Raw genomic sequence first — 19,949 nt, 5'->3', positions numbered from 1 at the left:
ACGGTTCGTATCGATCTATTGCCCAAAGGTGAAGCGCAGATTGGCGTTGATCAGCTCGTTGATCCGCTTGCGCATCCGGATGACCGTAGCGCCGTCCGGGATCGGGTCGTTGACTACCAGGGTCCACCGCAGAGTGGCACCGCCGCGAGGTGGTCCGGTGATGTCGAATTTGATGCGGGCATCCGGACGTTCCGGCCACAGCGATCCCCACACCACCTGATTTGGCTCGGTTGCATCGACGATGATGGGGCGCTGCTCGTTCCCGCGCAGGACCAGCCACGGCCTGGTCGGGTCTCGATCCGGTTGGATGAGGGCCTGGAAAACCACGTGAGCCGGTGGCGGCTGGGTGCGACTCCGACTTGCGATTTCGGGCATATCGCACCGTATCTCCGCCTTCCACGGGGCGCGGTCTAGGCACTGAGATTGGGAGTGTGACTCGCGGCGATATGTGGCGCTGTTCTCGCACCGTCAAATGGCGGTTCGGTTCAACCAGGGTCGCGCCCCGCTGACGCGAGGCGCGTCAATCGTGAGGGTTGCGCAGTCGTGTCTGCCGATCTTTGTGCAGGACGGATTCAAGCATGAACAGCATCGCCGGTTCTGTCTGGATCAACGACGGTCAGCTGCTGAAGTCGAGGTTGACTGGTTCGGTGCGTGTTTGGGCGGTCGTAGGTACGTCGGTCCCGACCTTCTCGAATGTCAGGCCAGAAATGTCGACGGCTCCCGCACCCGAGAGCAGTACACCGAAGGCGATGGCGCGGGCCTGCGGGGCGACGTCCAGCACGATCTCCACACTCACCCACCCGGTAGTGCCGCGCACCGCGCGGTCCTGCATGTTGTCAAATGCCTCGACCCCATTCGGCCCGTCGATGCGCAACCACAGTGCTGCCCACCCGCCAACATCGTCGCCGCGGAGAGAGCCGGCAAACCTGATCCGACACCCGACGTGCTCATCGGCGGCGATGGTCTGCATCGCAGTACCGAAACCCTGTGGCGCGTCAGCGGTGCACCGCAGCCGAGCAATGGTCTTGCCGCCTAGAGATTCGGCCGTCTTGTCGAACGAGTACTCGGGGGGATGACTTCCCGCAATGTTCCAGCCGTTCATCCTTGCGCTCCTATCTCGTGAGGGGTGGGGCAAAACGGTCGCAAGTGTCGCGCGGGCTCGGTGCAGCGTGCTCTTCACGGTGCTCACCGAGATCCCTAGACGCGAAGCGATATCGGCGACACTCAGATCGCTGTAGTAGTGCAGGACAAGTACCTGTGCCTGTCGTGGCGGAAGCTCCTCAACGGCCTCCGCAACCTCGTCCAGACGGGAGAATCGACTCGCGTCGACGACCACCGGCGGCACATACAGTGCTGCACGCCTCAGCGCAGCCTCTTCCCTTCGGCGGCGACGCAGTTCGTCCAGTCCAGCGTTGTGGGCGACGGTCGAGATCCACGGCGACAACGAATCGATCGGAGTTCCACGCTCGGTGCTCAGCCAGGCGCGGACCAGGGCCTCCTGGACCGCGTCCTCGCCATCTGCCCAACCGCCCAGCTGAACCTGCACCCTGCGCACCGCCCCGGCGAACTGTCCCGACACCCACGACTCCAGATCCTCGGCCCCCATGCAACACTCCCTTCAGTCCTCCTCACCATCTAGACGTTCGAGAGCATGCGGAAGGTTGCCTCGCTCGCGTGTCTTGTTTGACGATCGTCCAACCGGACACCGCTCGCGCACCCCGGATCTGCTCGATGGGACGCAAACCGACCCGGTGTTCGGCTAATCCCAGTACGGCGGCTCGCGTTCTGGGTCGTCGAGCACTGCGTCGATTCGTTGGTCGGCCACGATCCGATCTATCGCTTCTACATCGGCGCCGATGGTCGCGAAGTGCGGATCGACATCGTTGGTCACGCACCAAGCGCGATCTGCCGGCCAGATGAATGCGGGATCAGGCGAGTCGCCATACGGCCACCGCACAGGGTCGTCGCTGTTCCAATCTGCGTAGTCCGCCAGCGTGCCGCGGAACAACCAGTAGACGCGATCGGGAATCGCGAAGTTGGGCGCTGAGTTGATGGTGGTGGTGCCCCACCCCTCCCACATGCAGAAGTAGCACTCGCCTGGTGTGGTTGTGTATCGAGACAGGACCTCCAGCGCCACGCCGATCTGATCCTTCTCCGACAACCCATCCTGATCGAAATCGACGTCACTGGTCTTCTGTCCAGGAAAGCTCGGGTCGGGGATGAACCTCACCCGTGCATAGCTCGGATATCCGACCGGGCCGCGCCCCGCTAGTCGAGACCACGGAAGCCCTTGCTCGACGAGCCAATCGGCGGCCGATGCGTCGCCGCACAGTTCGAAACTCACCCAGCCATTGTCCACGTGGTCGGACCGCGTTGCGGCACCAGCGCGATGCCGACGCTGGTGTCCTGTTTGACGATCGTCAAACGGGACACGCTGCGCTGGTGGGGATAGGGCGGGCATTCCATGCGCGGATCGCCCACCATCGCTGCACCATTCACTTCAGGCGGCTACGGCGAGAAGTATCGCGGTGGCGATGAGGATGTCCGGGCCGCGGAGTTTCTGCCGGATCAGGTCGATCGGCAGTTGACCGACGCCGGTCACCAGAATGAGCCCGTCATAGGTAGTTCGTGGTCGGGTGCGCAGGCGGTACGCCGCACAGCACGAACCGATCACGGTGGTCGCCAGCGCAGGCGCCGACCAGCCCACGAGCGGTGCCGTCATCACCGTCACCGCCGCAGCCGCACACGCGGGGATGACCATCAGCGGCAGGCGCAGTGACCGGTCATCAGGGCCGAGCATCCCCGCCAGCTCGGGGTCGCTCGACAGCTCCCGTAGCCCGGCGCTGAACACCGTGGCCGCGACGAACGCCGCCGCCAGTTGTGCCCACGCCCCCGCGGTCGGCGACACCATGCCGCCGAACGTCCACGCCCCCGCGACGGCAGCTGCGGCGACGACGAACGTCGATGGCCGGCGCAGATGCCGGAGGAAGTCTGCGCGGATCAGTGCACGAGTGCGTCCGCGAGGCAGCGGGCGAGTCGGCCGGCGAGCTATACGCCGCCACGCGCGATCGTCGACGACACCGGCCAACACCGACAAATCCATGCCGACGATCGAGGCTCCTGCTGACACAGCAATGTCGGCGCCCTCCTCGAGATCCGCCGCCGTGATCCGGCCACACGCACGCAACGCGGCGGCCGCCAACGCCATCGTGATGACCGCGATGACCATGACCGGGGTCCAGGTGGCGGCGACCGGAATCTCCAGCCCGGCGGCCGCAGCCACCACCCCACCGATACCCACTGCTGAGAACAGGACCTGAAGAACCGAGATCGTGCGGGCCGGAAGCACTCGGGACTGGGTCAGCACCGCAGTGGCGGCCACACCCACACCGACCGCAGCCCCACCGACCGTCAGCGGTGCCCACTGCGCCACAGCTCCGGCGAACGCCGCCAGTCGCCCGCCCGCGGCACCGGCGGTGGCAGCGACCACGAACGTCACGACCAGGATCGGACGGAGCATCCCCGCCCGGCCAACCGGGGTGGCCAGCAGCCAGAAACCACCCTCCTGGCTGGTGATCAGCGGTCCGACAGCGCCTGCCGCCGCGGCACCAGCCGCAATGGCGGCAGCACCGACCACCCACGCCCAGGTCGGGTTCCACCCGTCGGTTCCGGGTAGCTGGGCCGAATCCGCCAGCGCTGTCGCTGGTCGGGTCGTCAGCCACCACACGAGCCCGGCGACAACGTAGGCCCCGAGCGCGGCCAGCACGATCGTGCCGGCTCGGTCGCCGCCCGGCGCGTGCGCACGAGCGAACCGACGGCGCATCGCACGCAGCGTCCCGGCACTCGGGACCGGAGCGGTGGTCAGCGCCATGAGTCACCGTCCACTGTGTCGTCGGCGACCGCCGACACCAGCGCCGGGTCGTGGGACACGATCAGAACCGCGGTCCCAGCGGCCTTCTCGGCGTTGATACGGGCAGCCAGCCACGCTCGCCCACCGGCATCGAGGTGTTGCTCGGGTTCGTCGAGAACCAATAGACGCCGGGGCCGAACGAACGCGGACGCGACCGCCAGCCGTCGGCGTTGGCCGCTCGACAGAGTCACGGGGAGTTGGTCGGCAGCGCTGGACAGTCCGACATCGGACAGTGTCCGTGTCGCCAGCACATACGGGTCGGGCATGCCGTGGGCGGTCGCGACGAGCTGCAGGTGCTCGTGCGCGGTCAGGTGGGCGAACGTGGCGACGTCACCAACCACGGACGCCACCGCGGCTCGGAAGGTGGGCGACGACTCGTCGACGACCGAGCCGTCGACCGTGATGGTGCCGCCGTCGAGCCGGTCAGCGCCGGTCACGCACCGCAGCAACGTGGACTTGCCGGCACCGTTCGCGCCAACGATCGCGCAACACCGGCCTGCCAATACATCAAAGGTGACGGCTGCGAACACGCGTAGGTCACCGAAGCGGCGCTCGGCATCACGGACGGCCAGGACCTGGTCCTCCGGTTGGGAAGGGTTGAGCATGGGGTACTCCCGGTTCCTCGAGGAAGTGCAGGGTCGCGAGGAAGCAGGGGCCGATCAGACCGATGCAGGAAGAGCGGCCCCTGCGAGGGGGCCGGGTGCTCGAGGTCGCCGCGGGCGGCCGGGAGCGTCGGGGTGTGAATGGCGGCGGAACGCGCCCCGCAGGCGCTGTTCTTCGCTGGTCGGACCGCGCGTGGTGCGGCAGAGCCCGAACATCAGGTCTTCGGCGCGCCAGACGAGTACGAGCGCCGCGACCGCCGCAATGGCTACGAACAGGCCAGCCAAGAGTGTGGTGGCACCGGTGGAAGCGAGCCCCAACGCGAGAACCCAGATGGCGGCCCACAACAGCAGAAAAACCAGCACGTCCGTGCCGCGTCTCCAGCTGTAGTTCATGTCGTGCAGCGTATGCGAGGAGCTCAAGTATCGCGAAGGTCAACCACTATCACCTGTGCGACAAAGTCAGACCGCGACATATGTCGACACACAGGGAAGGCCTGCAAACCTGGCTTGCCTCAAGATGTAGGGGTCGACTTCTGTCTCATTTGCGTTGTTCTCCCAGGCACTCGTCTCAAACTTCTGCGCCCACGGCAGAGCGGTCGATAGGACAGGTTCCGTCCGGGAGGTGGAACCGGTGGGAGGGGCGCTGCGTCTATCTAGGGTGGACCGGTATCTATCGGCCGGGAGTGGGGAGTGTCGGGGTGCAGGTACGAGTACGGAGTCTCGTTGCGTTAAGCGTGGCTTTTGGTGCGTTGATGCTGGCCGGGTGCGGTTCGGAGAGTGTCGCGGGGGAGGCCGAGGCGGTGGGGGCCGGGTCGGGGGAGCCGGTGTTCAGTCCGTGCGATGACATTCCGGATGAGGCGTTGCGGGCCTTGGGCGTGGATCCGGCGACAGAATCACCCGATGTGATGGGTGTAAAGCAACCCGGATGGAGCATCTGCAAGTGGCACGAGGGGAACAAGTTTCTGAGTGTGTTCGCGACGAACTACACGCTTGACGACGTTCGCGCCAACAAGAAGAACGAAGAGTTCGTGCCTGTTGATCTGGGTGAGCGGAGTGGCTTCACATATCGGGAAGCGTCGGATGACGAACGACGGAATTGTGATGTTGCACTTGAGTCAAGCGGCGGCTCGATCCTGGTTTCGATCGCTTTCCTCGGTACTGAGCCGCTCGCAGAGGAACCCTGCTCCGTTGCATTGAGTACAACTCGGCAACTAGAAGCGCATTTCCCCGCATAGCCATATGGTTTTCATGGATGGAGTCCAAATGTCTGAGGCAGTTTTGAACTGGGCCACGATCGGATCAGCAGTCGAATCCGGTGACCTGCGCCTCGAACGTGGTGTTGCCAATCGGTGTGCGCAGCGGTGCGCTGAGTTCGCCGAGCGGTTGATGGAGATCCAGTCTGAGGGGCGCGCGCTCGAAAAGATCGAGGGTTTCGGCGACCGCCTCCCGTCTGGCATCGCACTCGCCACCAAGTTCGAGCGGAAGGCAACTGGCGGCAACTACTCGCTCGACCAGGCCATCGCAGACCACATCGCTGTGGTCCAGGAGATGCAGCAGACGTTCGAGAAAATCGAGGCGATGTATGCGGCGTCGGATGATGCTGCTGCGCGGGGGATCTCAGTTTCTGGGGCGGCGCTCTGAACAACCTGATTCGACCGCGATATTCGGCACTGTGGAGGGGGCAATGGTGGGCTCGATAGTTGGATTGGCCGCGGCATCGACAGGCGACTGCGCATGACTCTGTTCGTGGATTCCACTGCACTCGAAGGGATTGTGGAGTCATTCGCTCGATCGAGTGCCGATCTCGACGCGGTCGGATCCTCGGTTCCGGCGGCAATCGACGCGGGGGACGCGACGGCGGCCCTGATGGGGATCATGGCCCGGTTGACCGAGGACGCCGGACAGCTCGTTGTGGCCCTAGCCGCGGCAAGCGAGGCCGTTGCCGAAGCAAACGCCCGGTACCGTGAACAGGACGTGGCGACCGCCGACGGGTTCAACACGGCGTGGGTGGAGTGACCGGTGCCAATCGATACCCGCGTCGACGGGAATCCCGAGTCCATTCGCGCGTCGGCCGCCTGGCTGCGGACCTCACTCCGTCCGATGATCGTCTCTGCTGCCGATGAGATGTACCGCGCGCGAAACACCGCCGATGCCGGATGGGACGGCGCGGCCGGTGACGGGTTCAGCACAAGGACCACTGCATCCGCGAGCAAGGCCGACGAACTGGCGACCGCGGTCGCTGACCAAGCCCTGGCCTTTGACGAGGCCGCAGCTCAGCTTCAACGTGCACAGGACGACATGCGTGCGGTCCGTGACGCCGCTGCGACTGCCGGACTGGCCGTCCTCGGCGAGCTGATCCAGGAACCTCATCCGGTACCCGTCCATCCGGGGTCACCGCCGAGCGGATCCGACGCAACGGTGGAAGCCCTGAGCGCTCACGCCGCTGCGGTCGGACAGGTGGAGCGACATGAGGCACTTATGCGGGCGTACGACTCGGCGCAGCATGGTGTCGACGCCGCGCGTGAACTGTGGGCATTCGCGGTGAAAACGGTCAAGAACGTCTGGGCGGACCTGACCAGCAAGTGGTTCTTCGTTGTGGGGGATCTTGTCAATGGTGCCGTCGGCGTTCTTGCCGCACGGCATGCCTCAGCGTTACTGACGAACTCGCAGTTCTTTGCTGGTGAGGCATCCAAGTTCCTCGAGCTCGCACGAACCGCACCCGCAGGTACCCCTGCGTCAGTGATCTATCGAGACTTCGACACGTCACGGCTGATGAGCCACACCGCTGATGATGCAGCCGCTGCAGCAGCACGGTCCGAAGCCGGCGCGAGCAAGGTTGGGCTCAAGGCGGGCGGAGTGCTCGCCGCAGCAGGTGTCGCATACGACATCTACAACGGCAAGCCAGCGGGCCAGGCGGTCGTTTCTGGTGCGGCTGGATTCGGGGCTTCCCTCCTTGCGGGTGCAGGGGCGGGCGCAGTGGTGGGGTCCGCCATCCCCGGAGTTGGCACGGCGGTCGGCGCCGGCGTCGGTGTGGTCGCCGGATTGTTTACTTCGGGAGCAGTGGACTCGTTGTATCAGAACGGTGTTGACGATCTTGATGACGCCATGGATTCGGGTGTGGACGCTGTCACCGATGCCGGCGCCGCTGTCGGTGGGTTGGCGAAGGGGGCGTGGAATGCAGTGTTCTAGGGGCTTGGAGGTTCCACCCGAGTGGCCCGAGGCCCGCTACACGATCCGCGAGAAGCTGGCGATGGCGATGATGGTCGGGTTCGGTGTGATCGCGGTCCTTGTCGGCCTGGCTGGCTGGGCTGGAGGGCTTCCTGCCGCGTTGCGCTATTGCATCGGGTTCGCATGCTTGTTCTTCCTCATCGTGGCAACAGGAGTCGTGATCCGGGGTTCGGAGCATCGAGACGCCGACATTCGCACGGTCACGGTCGGTGCCTTACCGGCGACCGAGTTGCGGCAGTCGCGGCGGCTGTGGGTTCTGCTCGTAGCGTTGATGACATGCTTAACCGCACTGAGCCTCGGTGCCGCCATTGAGATCTACCTCAATGTGCCGAGCTCGTTCGTTCCCGGAGCCGCATTGGTGTTCGGGTTGTTCGGGATCTTTCTCGCGACCTTTCTGGTTGTGGTTGCAGCCCGGCTTTTGCGCCCCGGCTACATCCGGTTGACGCGTGACGGGATTCGCCAACGCGGCTGGAGCTTTGAGTCCTATCTGCCGTGGGAGGCTGTGGCCGGAGCGAAAGCCGCGTACAACGGGTATCGGATGGTTCTGGTCATCGGGTATGCGAACGCAGCATGGGAACGGCGCTACACCACCCCGGTGTGGAGGATTGACCGTCTGCCGCCGGTTCCGATGATCGAGGTGGACTGCCGTAAGTTCGCGATCGACGAGGCGCTGATGTTCCACCTGGTCACTCATTATGCGAACAATCCGGTGATGAGAGCGGAACTCGGCACGGACGCGTCCGTCGAGCGCGCGCGGATCCGCGACTATCCGGAAAGTGTCTAAGCAGCGCGGCTGGAGCTGTGAAGCAGTTCCCTCGTGCTGGCCTGCAGAATTGGTGAGCCTGTTGCTGCGTCTATCTAGGGTGGACCGGTATCTATCGGCCGGGAGTGGGGAGTGTCGGGTGCGGATGCGGTGGCGTGGTCTTGCCGGGGTCGGGCTGGCTTGTGGTGCATTGATGCTGGCCGGGTGCGGTTCGGAGAGTGTCGCGGGGGAGGCCGAGCCGGTGGGGGCCGGGTCGGGGGAGCCGGTGTTCAGTCCGTGCGATGACATTCCGGATGAGGCGTTGCGGGCGGTGGGGATGGATCCGGCGACGGAGTCGCGGGACATTCTCGGGGTCAAGCAGCCGGGGTGGAATCTCTGTCGCTGGAACGGGCCCGACCACATCATGACGGTTTTCGCGACCACACACGGGCTTGACGACGTGCGCTCCAACAAACGCAACACTGAGTTCGCGCCCCAGTTGATCGGTGGTCGCGAGGCCTTCACGTACAGGGAGGTGTCAGATGAGGATCGTGAGAGCTGCGATGTTGCAATCGGAACAGAACGCGGCGCCGTCCTGATTCGCGTCAGCTACAACTTCGGCGATCGACCCGCAGAGGATCCATGCCAGGTCGCGGTGAGGTCCGCACAACAACTCGAACCGTCGATCCCGCAATAGTGCACTCGTTGATGGCGCAAGACGAAGACTGCGGAAGGTAAACATGACCAACTCGGAATGGCAAACTCTTGGCGCAATGGCCGATTCAGGCCACCTCTATCTTGAGCGCGATGTAGCTAGGCGTTGTGCGCAGCGGTGTGCAGACTTCGTCGTCGAGCTTGGTGTCCTGAAGGAAGAGGTGAGGAGTTTGGCATCGATTGACGGGTTCGGCAACCTCCTTCCCTCCGGTGCCGCCCTGGCGGCAAAGTTCGAAAAGAAGGCATCGGGTGGGGACTACTCGATGGACCAGGCGATCACCGACCACATCAAAGTTGTTCAGGAGATGCAGCAGACGTTCGAGAAGATCGAGGCCATGTACTCAGCCTCGGAGGAGCACAACGTCGCCGGAATCGACAGCGCCGGTGCCCCGCTCTGACCGACCCGACCTACTTGAGCATCGCACCCGGATTCAGGATCCCGTCCGGGTCCAGCGCGGTCTTGATGCGCCGGTTCAGCTCCATCACGTCCTCGCCGAGCTGGAACGGCAGCCAGTCCCGCTTGAGGCGGCCGACGCCGTGCTCGCCGGTGATGGTGCCGCCCAACGCGATCGCCAGGTCCATCACCAGACCGAACGCGCGCTGTGCACGATCGGCCTCGTCGGGGTTCGTGGGGTCGAACACGATCAGCGGGTGAGTGTTCCCGTCGCCGGCATGCGCGACCACGCAGATCAATACGTCGCAATCCTCGGCGATCTGCTCGACGCCGGTGATCAGGCGCGGCAGCACATCCATCGGCACGCCGACGTCCTCGAGCAGCAGGCTGCCGAGCGCCTGCACGGCCGGGAACACCGAACGCCGGGCCACCGTGAACGCCTCGCCCTCGGCGGGGTCGTCGGTGGCGAACACCTCGGTGGCGCCATGCTTTTCGCAGGCCGCGACCATCGCGGCGATCTCCTCGGCGGCGACCGCGCCCGGGGCGTCGGACTGCGCGAGCAGCAGCGCCCGCGCGTTGCGGTCGAGTCCCATGTGCACGGAATCCTCGACCGCGTTGATGCTGGCGTGGTCCATGAACTCGAGCATCGCCGGGCGTAGGTTTCTGGTGATCGCGAGGACCGCGTCGGCCGCATCCTGAACCGTGCCGAACGACGCGACCACTGTCGAGGCGGGCGGCTGCGCCGGGATCAGCCGCAGCGTCAGCTCGGTGATGATCCCGAGGGTGCCCTCGCTGCCGACGAACAGCTTGGTCAACGACAGCCCGGCGACGTCCTTGAGGCGTGGGCCGCCGAGCCGCACAGCGGTGCCGTCGGCGAGAACGACCTGCATGCCGAGGATGTAGTCGGTGGTGACGCCGTACTTCACGCAGCACAGGCCGCCCGCATTCGTCGCGGCATTGCCGCCGATGGAACAGATCTCGAACGAGGACGGGTCCGGGGGATACCAGAGCCCGTGCTCGGCGGCGGCCTTCTTCACCTCGGCGTTGAACAGGCCGGGCTGAGCGACAGCGATGCGGGTGACGGGGTCGACGCTGATCTCGCGCATGCGCTCGGTGGTGAGCACGATGCCGCCGTTGACCGCCGTCGCTCCGCCGGAGAGCCCGGACCCGGCACCGCGTGGAATCACCGGCACCTTGTGTGCGGAGGCCCAGCGCATCACGGTCTGCACGTCCTCGGTGCAGGTCGCGCGGACCACCGCCAGTGGATGTCCGGCGTTCGGATCGGCGGCCCAGTCCTGGCGGTAGCCCGCGGTCAGGTCCGGGTCGGTGAGCACCGCTCCGTCGGGCAGCGCGGCGACGAGTTCGGTGGGGTCGGCGGTCGACATACGACCATGATGCCTTCAGAACACCACCGTCCGAGTGAACTTCTCCCGCTCGGCGGTCGGCGGCCGCATAGCGTGCCGAAGCGTGGGCGGCTGATCGGACCGGTTCGCCTCAGGCGCTCGGAAGGTCCAGCAGGTAGCTACAGGGTGGACCCGGCCGCTTCGACCGCGCGGGTATTGGACTCTTCGGCGGCCGCATAGGCCCTGCCTGCCTTGGCGAAAACATCTTGCATCTGCCGGACGACATCCATGTGTTGCGCGACGATTGATTCGAAGCCCCCCTCGCCCAAGGCCTTTCGTTCGAACTTCCGGCCGAGGTCCTGGGCGGATTGCAGCGTTCCGTAGGCGGAGAGCGTTGACATGCTGCCGGCGGAAACCCTCAGATCGTTGAGCGCGGCGATGTAGGTCTCGCAAGCCTGGACGCATCGCTGCGCGACGTCCTCGTTCAGGCGGAGGTGTCCGGCTTCCGCTTGAGCCGCGAGCTGTTGGAAGTTAGTGAACGCTTGTCCTAGTTCAGTCATCGAGTCCTCCTCGCTTCGACGTCAGTCAGCTGCTCTCCATTTACCTGGGCAGATGCGGATCTAGCGTTGTTGTCGCAGATACCGCCAATTCGCAGGGGTTGGGCAGCACATACCGTGGGTCTTTCGTCACGATTCGGACCATGATGGAGCCGCCTTCAGTCCCGAAGGCCACATCGCAATTCTCGCGGCGGGTGTCGCTCGTTTCGCGGTAGGTCACGGCGTCACGCGCGCCGATCGTGACCGGTGTGAACTCCGTGTTCTTCGGGTTCGACTTGATCTCGTCGATTGGGCGCAGCGTGGAGAATACGACCAGGAACGCCTGGTTTCCCCTCCACTTGCAGAGCTCCCACCCACTCGCTTGAACTCCGAAGACGTCGGGATCCTCGGTGGCCGGGTCCACGCCGACCTCCCTGAGTGCGTCGTCGGGGAGGGTGCACGGGTCGAAGGTGGGCTGACCAGCAGTGGGGCTTTCGATCGTGGGTGATCCCGCAACCGTCTCGGTGCCACACGCCGCCGTTGTCACCAGCGCCAGCGCCGTCAGAACCCCGCCAGCAGCAGCCCTAACCCGCACGACATTCCCCTCGGTTGATTCACCCGTACCAATACTTGGACGCGCCGCGGCGCCGATCGGTTCCACGATGGGGGAACTGTTCTTACCCCGCGACCACCGCTGTCACCTCGAGTTGATTGATCTCCGGCCCGGTCTTTGCGCATCCCGTCCCCGGGAAGGGCAGGAACAGTGATGCATAGGCATTCGGTGGGAACACCCGCAGGCCGGCCACCGGGGTCGGCTCGCACGCCTCGGGCGGATAGTTCGCCACCTGGATTGCCCTCACCTGTGCGGTCGCCTTGCCGTTCGACGCCAGCTCTACCCGCCCCTGGCCCGCGCCGGATCGCGTCGCCGGAGCACCGACCTCGGGGCCGCGCTCCTGGGCCACGTACGAGACCCCAGGGAACCCGTCGAGCAGGCAGGTGCGGCCGCCGATGTTCGTGAACACCAGCGGAATCATGGTCGATCCGGCCGCGCCCTCGGGCTGCCCCGCGGTGAGCATCAGTTCCGTGGCGGCGCAGGTGTTCGGATCGTCCGGTGCGGTGGTGGGTGGCGGGGGACCGGCGACCGTCTCCTCCGGGGCGGTGGCCTCCGAGGTCGTCGAGCTGGGCGGGGCAGGGGCAGCCGTCGGGGTGCCGTCGGTATCGGAGGAGCCGCAGGCGGACAGCGTCAGCGACGTCGCGGCGAGCAGCGCTACGACATTCCAGGTGCGGGTCATGGCATCCCCTTTGTCTCGATGTCGGCCATCTCAGATGCTAATGCGAAATCTGCCCTGATCTGGTGAAGCGCCAGCCAGAAGGCATTGCGTATCGAACACATGTTCGAGTAGAATTCGAACATGGAACTCGACGAGATGCTCACCGCGCCACAGGATGTGGCCGCGTGGCAGCTCGCCGATGCCGAGTTGCTGCGGCTGGTTCCAGAGTTGTCGCTGCGGATGCGGCAGCTCGGGGCGCTGCGGGTGCGTCTGATGCATCAAATCGATCAGCGGTGCGTGGCCGAACAGGTCGGGGCGTCCTCGCCTGGGAACTGGCTCGCCGGGGCGACCACTATGACGCCCGGTCAGGCGAACAGGATCGTCCGGCTCGGCCGCGAACTCGCCAAGCATCCGCAGGTGGCGGCCGCCTTCGACGCCGGGGAAACGGATAGCGACCAGGTGCGGGTGATCGTCGAACTCCTGAACAAGGTCCCCGAGGGCGACGCACCGGCCGACCCGAACGCCGCCGCGAAAGCCGTCGGCGAGGACGCCGCGGCCGATACGGAGGACGATGCGGCAGACGGCGGACGCGAAACCGGTGACGCCCCAACCGAAACCGACGGCGGCTCCGAAGCTGACGGTACCTCCGGACCCAACGCAGCCGACGGCACCGATGACGCCGACGACACCGATGCCGATGGCACCGATGCCGATGGCACCGATGCCGATGGCACCGATGGCACCAACAGTGAGCCTGCGGTCGAGTCGATTGTCTTCGGTCCTCACGACACCCGATCCCAGGCCTGCGCCCGCTACCTGCTCTACGCCGCCCGCGCCGAGGACTCCACCGTCCTGGCCCGCCGAGCCAAGGCCCTCGAACTGATCCTCAACGGCGACCCCAGAAAGAAGCGCGACTCCGAAAACCCGGAACTCAACGAGTTCTACGCCTCACCCGGCCTCGGCGGCCGCGTCCATGTCAAAGGGCACTTCGACGCCCACACCGGCGAAGCCCTCCTGACCGCCCTGTCGGCCCTGTCCAAGCCACGCCCCGGTGCGAACAATCACGACGGACAACACGGCAGAGACCAACGCACCCCCGCCCAACGCCGCGCAGATGCCTTCACCCACATCATCAGCAGCTATCTCGACTCCGGACGTACACCCACCGAAGGTGGTGAACGGCCGCACGTGAGCGTGTTCGTCGACGCCGACGACCTCGCAGCCGCCACCGCCACCGCGAGCGCCACGACGAGCACGGCCACGAGCGCAACCGCGAACACCGCTTCCGCCGAGCATCAGGACCGGGTCCGCAACCGTGCAGGTCGACGGCGCGGGCCCGCTTGGATGCCCTGGCTAGGGCCGATCTCCCTCGACCTGGCCGCTCAGATCGCGTGCGATGCCGACATCACCCCCATCAGCATGGACGCAGACGGAAACCCACTCGATGTCGGACGCACCACCCGATTGATCCCGGCCAAACTGCGACGAGCGCTGAACGCCCGGGACTGCGGCTGCGCCTTCCCCGGCTGCGGACGACCCGCCGCTTGGACAGAAGCCCACCACATTCAGCACTGGGCCAACGGCGGACCCACCAACCTGTCAAACCTGGTGCTGCTCTGCCGCTTCCACCACACCACCGTCCACCGCGGAGACTGGACCGTCTACATCGGCAACGACGACGGCCACCCGTGGTTCGTCCCGCCGAAATGGATCGACACCCACCGAAAACCACTGCCGGCACACAACCGGCGCAACCAACTCACCTTCGCGGCATAACGCGAAACACAACGGGCACCGCCCGACGCCACCCTGAAACGGAGGCGTCGGCGCGGTGCCCAGCCGCGTGTCCCGCGGAACTACCGATGCCCCGCGTGCAGGCGCTCCTCGAACATCGCCCGCACCTCGTCGACGTGCTTGTCCAGGGTCTCCACGGCCCAATTCTCGGTGCTCACCGGCTCCAGCACGTCCACGTACACCGTGCCCGGATGTGCGACAAGGGAATTGCGCCACATCAGCTCGCCCGCGTTGTGGATGACGATCGGCACGATCGGCACCCCCGCCTGCAGCGCCAGGTGAAAGCCGCCCTTCTTGAACCGGCCCAGGCGCGGCGTGGGGGTCCGCGTGCCCTCGGGGGAGATGGCGATCGAGATCCCGGACTTCAACTTGTCGACCGCCGGCGCCAACGCCGCCTTGGCCTTCTCGCTGTCCGACCGGTCGATGTACGCGACATCCAGCAGCGCGCCGATCGGCATGAACCGCGGATCCCGCGCCGCCTCCATCTTCGCCACCCCGGTCACGTCTCGGCGGATCACGTCGCCGACGATCAGCATGTCCAGCGAGCTGGTGTGGTTGAACATGAACACCGCGGGCCGGTCGCTCCACGCGTGGTCCTTACCGTTGATCTCCAGGGAGATCCCGCAGATCGACAGCGCCAGTTCCGGGCCGAAGGTGCCCACCAGATTCGCCGCTCTCTGCCGGTTGCCCGACACCAGCCCAGCCACGCCGCCCACCGCGGCGGTCGCCATCAGCGCGCCGACCGCGGTGGAGGTCCGCACCACCGACAGCGGGTCGGCGCCCAGCTGCGGCTTGCGCAGGTTCACCACCGGCCAGCGCCGCTGACGCGCCACCCCGATCAGCTTGCGGTCCGGGTTCAGCGCCACCGGATGACCCACCGACTCCAGCATCGGGACATCCTCGCCGCCATTGGAATACGCGAAGCTGCGAGCCAGATCGGCCTTCTTACCCTCGGCGTATGCCCGCAGCGCGTCCGCCTTCGCCTGCCCCCACAGCGGCGGCGTCGCCAGCTCCCCGGTCAGCATCCCGTCCACCACCTCCGGCTCGGTGGACAGCACGTCCTCGATGTCGAGGTCGGCCGCCACCGACTGCGCCTGGTACGGGGTGGCGGAGGTCGCCATTACGATCGTGTGCCCGGCGCGCCGGTGCGCGGCGAGCAGTCCTCGCGCCTCCGGGTAGATCATTCCGGCGATCTCCTGCCGGAACAGCCGCTGCCCCCATTCTCGGAGCTCGTCGTCCATCCGCCCCGCCAGCGCCTGCATCGCGATCTGCATCAGCCCGTCCACGTCGGCCCCACGGAACTGGGTGTCGATCGCCGCCCCCGTGGTGCGCAGCAGCTCGGCCAGGCTGATGTCGAAGCGACGCAACCGGTCCCGGTACACCACGCTCGCGGAATAGCCACTGATCAGGGTGCCGTCGAGATCGAACGCGGCGAGGGTCCGCGGGCCGGGTTCGGCGGCGGCGATGGCCTTGTGCAACGCGTCGACATCGCTCACAGATCACGCTCCTCGGGCGTGGTGCTGGCCTCCCTGAACTGGTCGAGGCGCTCCTGGGTGAGGCCGCGGATGTGCCGTATCCGGGTGACCAGGGTGCGGATCTCGGCGGCGAACGCCGTCCGCCGCCGTGCCAGGTCGCCGACACCGTCCCCGTCGGCCGGCTCGACCAGATTGCGGTTGCGTGCCAGCTTCAGCGCGGTGCCGAACAGCTCGCCGGAGATGGACTCGCTGCTGCCGATCTGCTGGCGCAGCCGCCGCTGCTCGGCCAACGCGAGACACGTTGTGACGAAGTCCTTCTCGTTGAACTTCCCGGACAGCGGGGTGTGGACCAGCTGATCGGCCACCACCTCGTAGGCCTCCAGGAACGGTTGCAGGACCCGGTGCGCCAGATAGGGGCGTACCCCGGCGAGCATGTTCTCGGCCAGCTTCGGATCATCGAGCTTGCGCTCCCACGACGGGTCGATCAGCGCCATCTCCCGGCGCATGTCGTGCTCGAAGGTGTCCCGATCACTGAAGAAGAACTCGAACTTGAGCAGATCGCGGATCCGCTTCGCCTCGATCCAGCCGTCGGTCGTCAGGTCGGTGTACCCCTCCTCTACGGCGGCCCGCAGCACCAGCTCCGTGATCGCCCGGACCACAAAGAAGTGGATGGTGTTGTTGCGGTAGAACGCCGCCACCAGGTGCTGGTCCTTGCCGAGGTAGTAGACGCGCGTGCCGCCCTTGTCGAAGCACTGCAGCACACCGGATTCCACGTGGGTGTCCAGCGCCTTGCGGTACACCTGCGGGTTCTGCAGGTCCACCCCACCCGCGGTCGGCAGCGAGCGGGCGGAGATGTAGTCGACCAGCGGCCTGAGGATGAAGGCCAGCTCGGCGACGGTGAGCGCGCGTTCCTCGATGCCGAGGAAGGCGAGCATGACCAGTGACGACACCGTGATCGGGGTGACCTCGTTGATCCGATGGCACACCTCGAACGCGGTCTTCTGAATGGCCAGCCGCAGGTCCTTCTCGCCGCCGAGCGAGTCGGCGAGCGACAGCGGCCGCCCGACGGTCACGTGCGCCACTCCGTGCCGCTTGCCCTGGGCGCGCACATACCCGACCATCCAGCGCAGGCTCTCCTTCGTCTTCGCCTCGCCGTGCGCCTCGGCGGCCATCGCGCTCACCTCGTAGAGCTGGTCGTAGGTGAGCGAGACCGGCACCAGGTAAACGTCCTGGATGCCGCTGGACTGGTAGGCCTTGGTCAGGTAGGTGAGCAGCCCGAAGCGCGGGGGACGCAGCTTTCCGGTGCGGCTGCGCCCGCCCTCGATGTACCACTCGAGGTTGAACCGCTTGGTCAGCAGATACCGCATGTACTCGCGCAGCGTCCACTTGTAGACCTCGTCGCCGTCGAACTTGCGCCGGATGAACACTGTGCCGCTGCGCCTGCTGATCGGCCCGATCGGCCAGAAGCTGACGTTGAGTCCGCCCATCACGTGGTTGAGGGGCAGGTCGTTGGCCAGCAGCGCGGGCCGGAGCACCAGCGGGTCCAGGTACGAGCGGTGACTGGGCAGGAACACCAGCGAGTGCTCCCGGTTCAGTGTGCGCAGCTCCTCGAAACGCGTGGTGTCCACGTCGAGCCGGTAGGCGCGGGAGAAGTAGCGGCCCAGCCGATCCCACACGGCGATCGCGCGCCTGCTCTGCGCGGCCACCATCTCGCCCAGCGCCTCCTGGGCCCGCTTGTCGACCTCCGCCAGCGGAACGTTCAGCCGCAGGGACAGGTCGCTGATGCCGGCGTGGAAGCGGGCGGTGTCGGTGATCTCCTCGGCCACGAACCGCGACACCTTGTACTGGTTGCCGAGCAGGGCACGCTCGGACCGTTCCAGCGCGAGGGCGGCCTGCCTGCGGATGTATTCCGGCAGCGAGCCGCCGCCGCTCTCGTCGAGCCTGCGCTTGAGGTCGCTGAGGGGGGCGGGCTCGCCCTCGATCACCTGGCAGCGCGCCGGGTCGCTGCGCAGCACCCGACGCTGTGCGCCGCGGCCCGGATGCAGCGGATCCCGCGGGGACAGCGCATTCCGCAGTCCGTGTCGGTGCCCGTTGTCGGGGGGCGGCAGCCACACCACGCGCACGGGGGTGAGCATCGGGTCGTCCTGCCTGCGCGTGAGCTCGGCCAGCGACTGGCTGCCGATCGGCACCGCGGTCGCGGGCTGCCCGGTCTCGGTGGGGCGGCGACTGAGCCATGACCGCAACACATCGTCCTCGGCCGCCGTCACGGTCTCGGTGAGATAGACCAGCGGGTGCTCAGTGCTCGTCATCGGTGCGTCCCTTCGGTCGGGCCGGCCAGCGCGACCACCTCGTCCAGGCTTTCCTGCAGGCAGCGCATGAAGAGCTTGGGGGCGGTGACCGCGGCGGTGTCGAGGTTCACGCCGATGCAGCAGGTGCCGACGTGCGAGACCAGGGTGGCCATCACCGCGCAGCCGGGCGCGGGGCCGAACGGGAACATCCGCTCGATCCGGGCGCCCGCGAGGTACACGGGGACCGGGACGCCCGCGACGTTGCTGGCCTGCAGGTCCAGGCCCGTGGACTGGGACAGGTACCAGTCCGCCAGCAGCCAGTTCGGCAGCCGTTTGAGCAGCGGCGCGGCGAGGTCGATCGCGTCGATGGCCGGTTCCTCGCGCAGTCCCAGGACGATGGCGCGCACCTTCTTGATCCGCTCGACCGGGTCCGCCTCGGCGGCGGGCCCGGCGAACCGGACGGCCGCGAACCGGTTGCCGCCCGAGGTGTCGGAGGGCGAGCGCATGTTCACCGGCATGCCCATCGGGACCGGGCCGATCTGCTGACCGTGGGCCTGCGCGTAGCGCCGGAACCCGCCGAGCAAGGCGGCGACGTACGCGTCGTTGAGCGAGCCGTGCGCGGCACGGGCCGCGGCCTTGAACTCGGGCAGGCCGACCTCCAGCACGCCGAACCAGCGCCCGAGCCCGCGGCCGCGCAGCAGCGGAGATCCCGTCGCGGGGGGAGGGGTGACGATGCGGCGCAGCGAGTTGGCATAGCCGAGCGCGTCGCCCGCGGCGCCGACCGGATCGGTCACGGTGGCCAGCGCGGCCTTGGCGGCGCCGGTGATGAACCCGGTGATCCGGCTGGGGGTTCGCCGCACCTCCGTCAGCACGTCCTGGCCGAGCGCCTCGAAGTTCGACAGGTGCTCGGGGGGTGCGGGCAGCCGGTCCGGCTTGTTCGGGCTGGGCGCGGACCGGCGACTGTGCAGCAGCGTCATCATCCGGATGCCGCCCATGCCGTCGGTCATGCTGTGGTGCGTCTTGACGACGTAGACCGCGCGGCCGTCGTCGAGGCCCTCGATGAGCATCGCCACCCACGGCGGCCGCGCCTTGTCGAACGGTTCGGTGCCCAGGTGGCGGCAGATCCGCAGCGCGTGATCGAAGTCGGCCGGCTCGGGCAGCCGGATCCGCCGCAGGTGATAGCCGAGGTCGAACTCGGGGTCCACCGACCACACCGGGTTCCCGAGGCCGAAGGCCGGCTCGACCGCGCGCATCCGGATGCGGGGCACGATGTGCGAGGCCCACTCGTGCGCGCGGACCAGGCGGTCCCAGTCCGGCGGGCGGTCGAGGAGGTCGACCGCGACGATGGGCGTGCGCAGCCGAGGCTGGGATTCCTCCATCCTCCACATGCCGGTCTCGAGGTCGGACATCGTCCGGTCCCAGCCGTCCGCGACGGCGGAGAGGTCGACGTCGACCGCGCTCGGTGGTATCTGCGGAATGCCGTCGGTCATGCCCGCACTCCCTCGGTTGTCGAGTCCTCCCGCGGTCGTCGCTCCAGGCGCGGAGCCGGCGGAGCGCCCCACAGGCCGGGCGCGGAGCCTGCGGAGCGCCCACAGGCCACGCGCGGTCCGGCGGAGCGCCCACAGACAAGTGTGGACCCGTCGGATGGGGCA

General features: G+C 66.9%; 21 protein-coding genes. 8 read left to right on the top strand and 13 right to left on the bottom strand.

The genetic code is table 11. The annotated features are described in order from the left end of the window. Positions 1–15: 15 nt before the first annotated feature. The 6 genes from ACFQS9_RS17415 to ACFQS9_RS17390 all read right to left on the bottom strand — a co-directional run bounded on the left by ACFQS9_RS17415 (position 16) and on the right by ACFQS9_RS17390 (position 4,905). The gene (locus tag ACFQS9_RS17415; RefSeq protein WP_378406919.1) at positions 16–375 is read right to left on the bottom strand and encodes a hypothetical protein; all 360 of its coding nucleotides are present in this window, start codon (positions 373–375) and stop codon (positions 16–18) included. 241 nt (positions 376–616) lie between these two features. Continuing rightward, positions 617–1,606, bottom strand: coding sequence for an RNA polymerase sigma factor (locus ACFQS9_RS17410; RefSeq protein ID WP_378406917.1), 990 nt, complete (start codon positions 1,604–1,606; stop codon positions 617–619). Positions 1,607–1,759: 153 nt separating this feature from the next. Then, positions 1,760–2,344 carry a hypothetical protein gene (locus ACFQS9_RS17405; protein ID WP_378406915.1) on the bottom strand — a complete coding sequence of 195 codons (585 nt, stop codon included), beginning with the start codon at positions 2,342–2,344 and terminating at the stop codon, positions 1,760–1,762. 156 nt (positions 2,345–2,500) lie between these two features. Continuing rightward, positions 2,501–3,871 carry a DUF6297 family protein gene (locus tag ACFQS9_RS17400; protein ID WP_378406913.1) on the bottom strand — a complete coding sequence of 457 codons (1,371 nt, stop codon included), beginning with the start codon at positions 3,869–3,871 and terminating at the stop codon, positions 2,501–2,503. After that, complete coding sequence (locus ACFQS9_RS17395) at positions 3,862–4,515, bottom strand: ABC transporter ATP-binding protein (protein ID WP_378406911.1); 654 nt, start codon at positions 4,513–4,515, stop codon at positions 3,862–3,864. Before ACFQS9_RS17395 ends, ACFQS9_RS17400 begins: the two co-directional genes overlap by 10 nt. Positions 4,516–4,569: 54 nt before the next feature. Continuing rightward, positions 4,570–4,905 (bottom strand): DUF6412 domain-containing protein, encoded by a 336-nt coding sequence (locus ACFQS9_RS17390; RefSeq protein WP_378406909.1) that lies wholly within the window; start codon positions 4,903–4,905, stop codon positions 4,570–4,572. A 341-nt stretch (positions 4,906–5,246) separates the two neighbouring features. On the opposite strand from ACFQS9_RS17390, the gene ACFQS9_RS17385 reads away from it, so the two are divergent. The 7 genes from ACFQS9_RS17385 to ACFQS9_RS17355 all read left to right on the top strand — a co-directional run bounded on the left by ACFQS9_RS17385 (position 5,247) and on the right by ACFQS9_RS17355 (position 9,594). Continuing rightward, positions 5,247–5,747 (top strand): DUF3558 domain-containing protein, encoded by a 501-nt coding sequence (locus ACFQS9_RS17385; RefSeq protein ID WP_378406907.1) that lies wholly within the window; start codon positions 5,247–5,249, stop codon positions 5,745–5,747. 28 nt (positions 5,748–5,775) lie between these two features. After that, on the top strand, positions 5,776–6,153 hold the full coding sequence (locus tag ACFQS9_RS17380; protein ID WP_378406905.1) for a hypothetical protein: 378 nt from the start codon (positions 5,776–5,778) through the stop codon (positions 6,151–6,153). Positions 6,154–6,246: 93 nt separating this feature from the next. Next, positions 6,247–6,528 (top strand): hypothetical protein, encoded by a 282-nt coding sequence (locus tag ACFQS9_RS17375; protein WP_378406903.1) that lies wholly within the window; start codon positions 6,247–6,249, stop codon positions 6,526–6,528. A gap of 3 nt (positions 6,529–6,531) precedes the next feature. Further along, complete coding sequence (locus ACFQS9_RS17370; RefSeq protein WP_378406901.1) at positions 6,532–7,701, top strand: hypothetical protein; 1,170 nt, start codon at positions 6,532–6,534, stop codon at positions 7,699–7,701. A 4-nt stretch (positions 7,702–7,705) separates the two neighbouring features. Beyond that, on the top strand, positions 7,706–8,524 hold the full coding sequence (locus tag ACFQS9_RS17365) for a hypothetical protein (RefSeq protein WP_378406900.1): 819 nt from the start codon (positions 7,706–7,708) through the stop codon (positions 8,522–8,524). A 124-nt stretch (positions 8,525–8,648) separates the two neighbouring features. Further along, positions 8,649–9,179, top strand: a complete 531-nt coding sequence (locus ACFQS9_RS17360) for a DUF3558 domain-containing protein (protein ID WP_378407071.1) — start codon at positions 8,649–8,651, stop codon at positions 9,177–9,179. Between the two features lie 43 nt (positions 9,180–9,222). Then, positions 9,223–9,594 carry a hypothetical protein gene (locus ACFQS9_RS17355; RefSeq protein WP_378406898.1) on the top strand — a complete coding sequence of 124 codons (372 nt, stop codon included), beginning with the start codon at positions 9,223–9,225 and terminating at the stop codon, positions 9,592–9,594. A 10-nt stretch (positions 9,595–9,604) separates the two neighbouring features. Here the strand turns inward: ACFQS9_RS17355 and ACFQS9_RS17350 are convergent, their stop codons facing one another. The 4 genes from ACFQS9_RS17350 to ACFQS9_RS17335 all read right to left on the bottom strand — a co-directional run bounded on the left by ACFQS9_RS17350 (position 9,605) and on the right by ACFQS9_RS17335 (position 12,761). After that, on the bottom strand, positions 9,605–10,975 hold the full coding sequence (locus ACFQS9_RS17350) for an FAD-binding oxidoreductase (RefSeq protein WP_378406896.1): 1,371 nt from the start codon (positions 10,973–10,975) through the stop codon (positions 9,605–9,607). Between the two features lie 137 nt (positions 10,976–11,112). Further along, positions 11,113–11,493: a hypothetical protein gene (locus ACFQS9_RS17345; protein WP_378406894.1), complete on the bottom strand. Its 381-nt coding sequence runs from the start codon at positions 11,491–11,493 to the stop codon at positions 11,113–11,115. A gap of 40 nt (positions 11,494–11,533) precedes the next feature. After that, the gene (locus ACFQS9_RS17340; protein ID WP_378406892.1) at positions 11,534–12,064 is read right to left on the bottom strand and encodes a DUF3558 domain-containing protein; all 531 of its coding nucleotides are present in this window, start codon (positions 12,062–12,064) and stop codon (positions 11,534–11,536) included. A gap of 82 nt (positions 12,065–12,146) precedes the next feature. Continuing rightward, entirely contained in the window at positions 12,147–12,761 is a 615-nt protein-coding gene (locus tag ACFQS9_RS17335; RefSeq protein WP_378406890.1) for a DUF4232 domain-containing protein, read from the bottom strand. 120 nt (positions 12,762–12,881) lie between these two features. Between ACFQS9_RS17335 and ACFQS9_RS17330 the strand changes: the two genes are divergently transcribed. Continuing rightward, positions 12,882–14,516 carry an HNH endonuclease signature motif containing protein gene (locus ACFQS9_RS17330; protein WP_378406888.1) on the top strand — a complete coding sequence of 545 codons (1,635 nt, stop codon included), beginning with the start codon at positions 12,882–12,884 and terminating at the stop codon, positions 14,514–14,516. A gap of 80 nt (positions 14,517–14,596) precedes the next feature. Here ACFQS9_RS17330 and ACFQS9_RS17325 read toward each other — a convergent pair whose 3' ends face one another. The 3 genes from ACFQS9_RS17325 to ACFQS9_RS17315 are packed head-to-tail and all read right to left on the bottom strand — an operon-like array spanning position 14,597 to position 19,787. Next, on the bottom strand, positions 14,597–16,030 hold the full coding sequence (locus ACFQS9_RS17325) for an HAD-IB family hydrolase (protein ID WP_378406886.1): 1,434 nt from the start codon (positions 16,028–16,030) through the stop codon (positions 14,597–14,599). Continuing rightward, positions 16,027–18,318 carry a glycerol-3-phosphate 1-O-acyltransferase gene (locus ACFQS9_RS17320; protein WP_378406884.1) on the bottom strand — a complete coding sequence of 764 codons (2,292 nt, stop codon included), beginning with the start codon at positions 18,316–18,318 and terminating at the stop codon, positions 16,027–16,029. Before ACFQS9_RS17320 ends, ACFQS9_RS17325 begins: the two co-directional genes overlap by 4 nt. Next, positions 18,315–19,787, bottom strand: a complete 1,473-nt coding sequence (locus tag ACFQS9_RS17315; protein WP_378406882.1) for a wax ester/triacylglycerol synthase domain-containing protein — start codon at positions 19,785–19,787, stop codon at positions 18,315–18,317. The genes ACFQS9_RS17320 and ACFQS9_RS17315 overlap by 4 nt, the downstream gene beginning before the upstream one ends. Between the last annotated feature and the right edge of the window lie 162 nt (positions 19,788–19,949).

The organism is Rhodococcus daqingensis, assembly GCF_042665615.1.
GTDB classification, from domain to species: domain Bacteria; phylum Actinomycetota; class Actinomycetes; order Mycobacteriales; family Mycobacteriaceae; genus Rhodococcus_G; species Rhodococcus_G daqingensis.
This window is presented reverse-complemented; position numbering and strand designations above follow the sequence as displayed.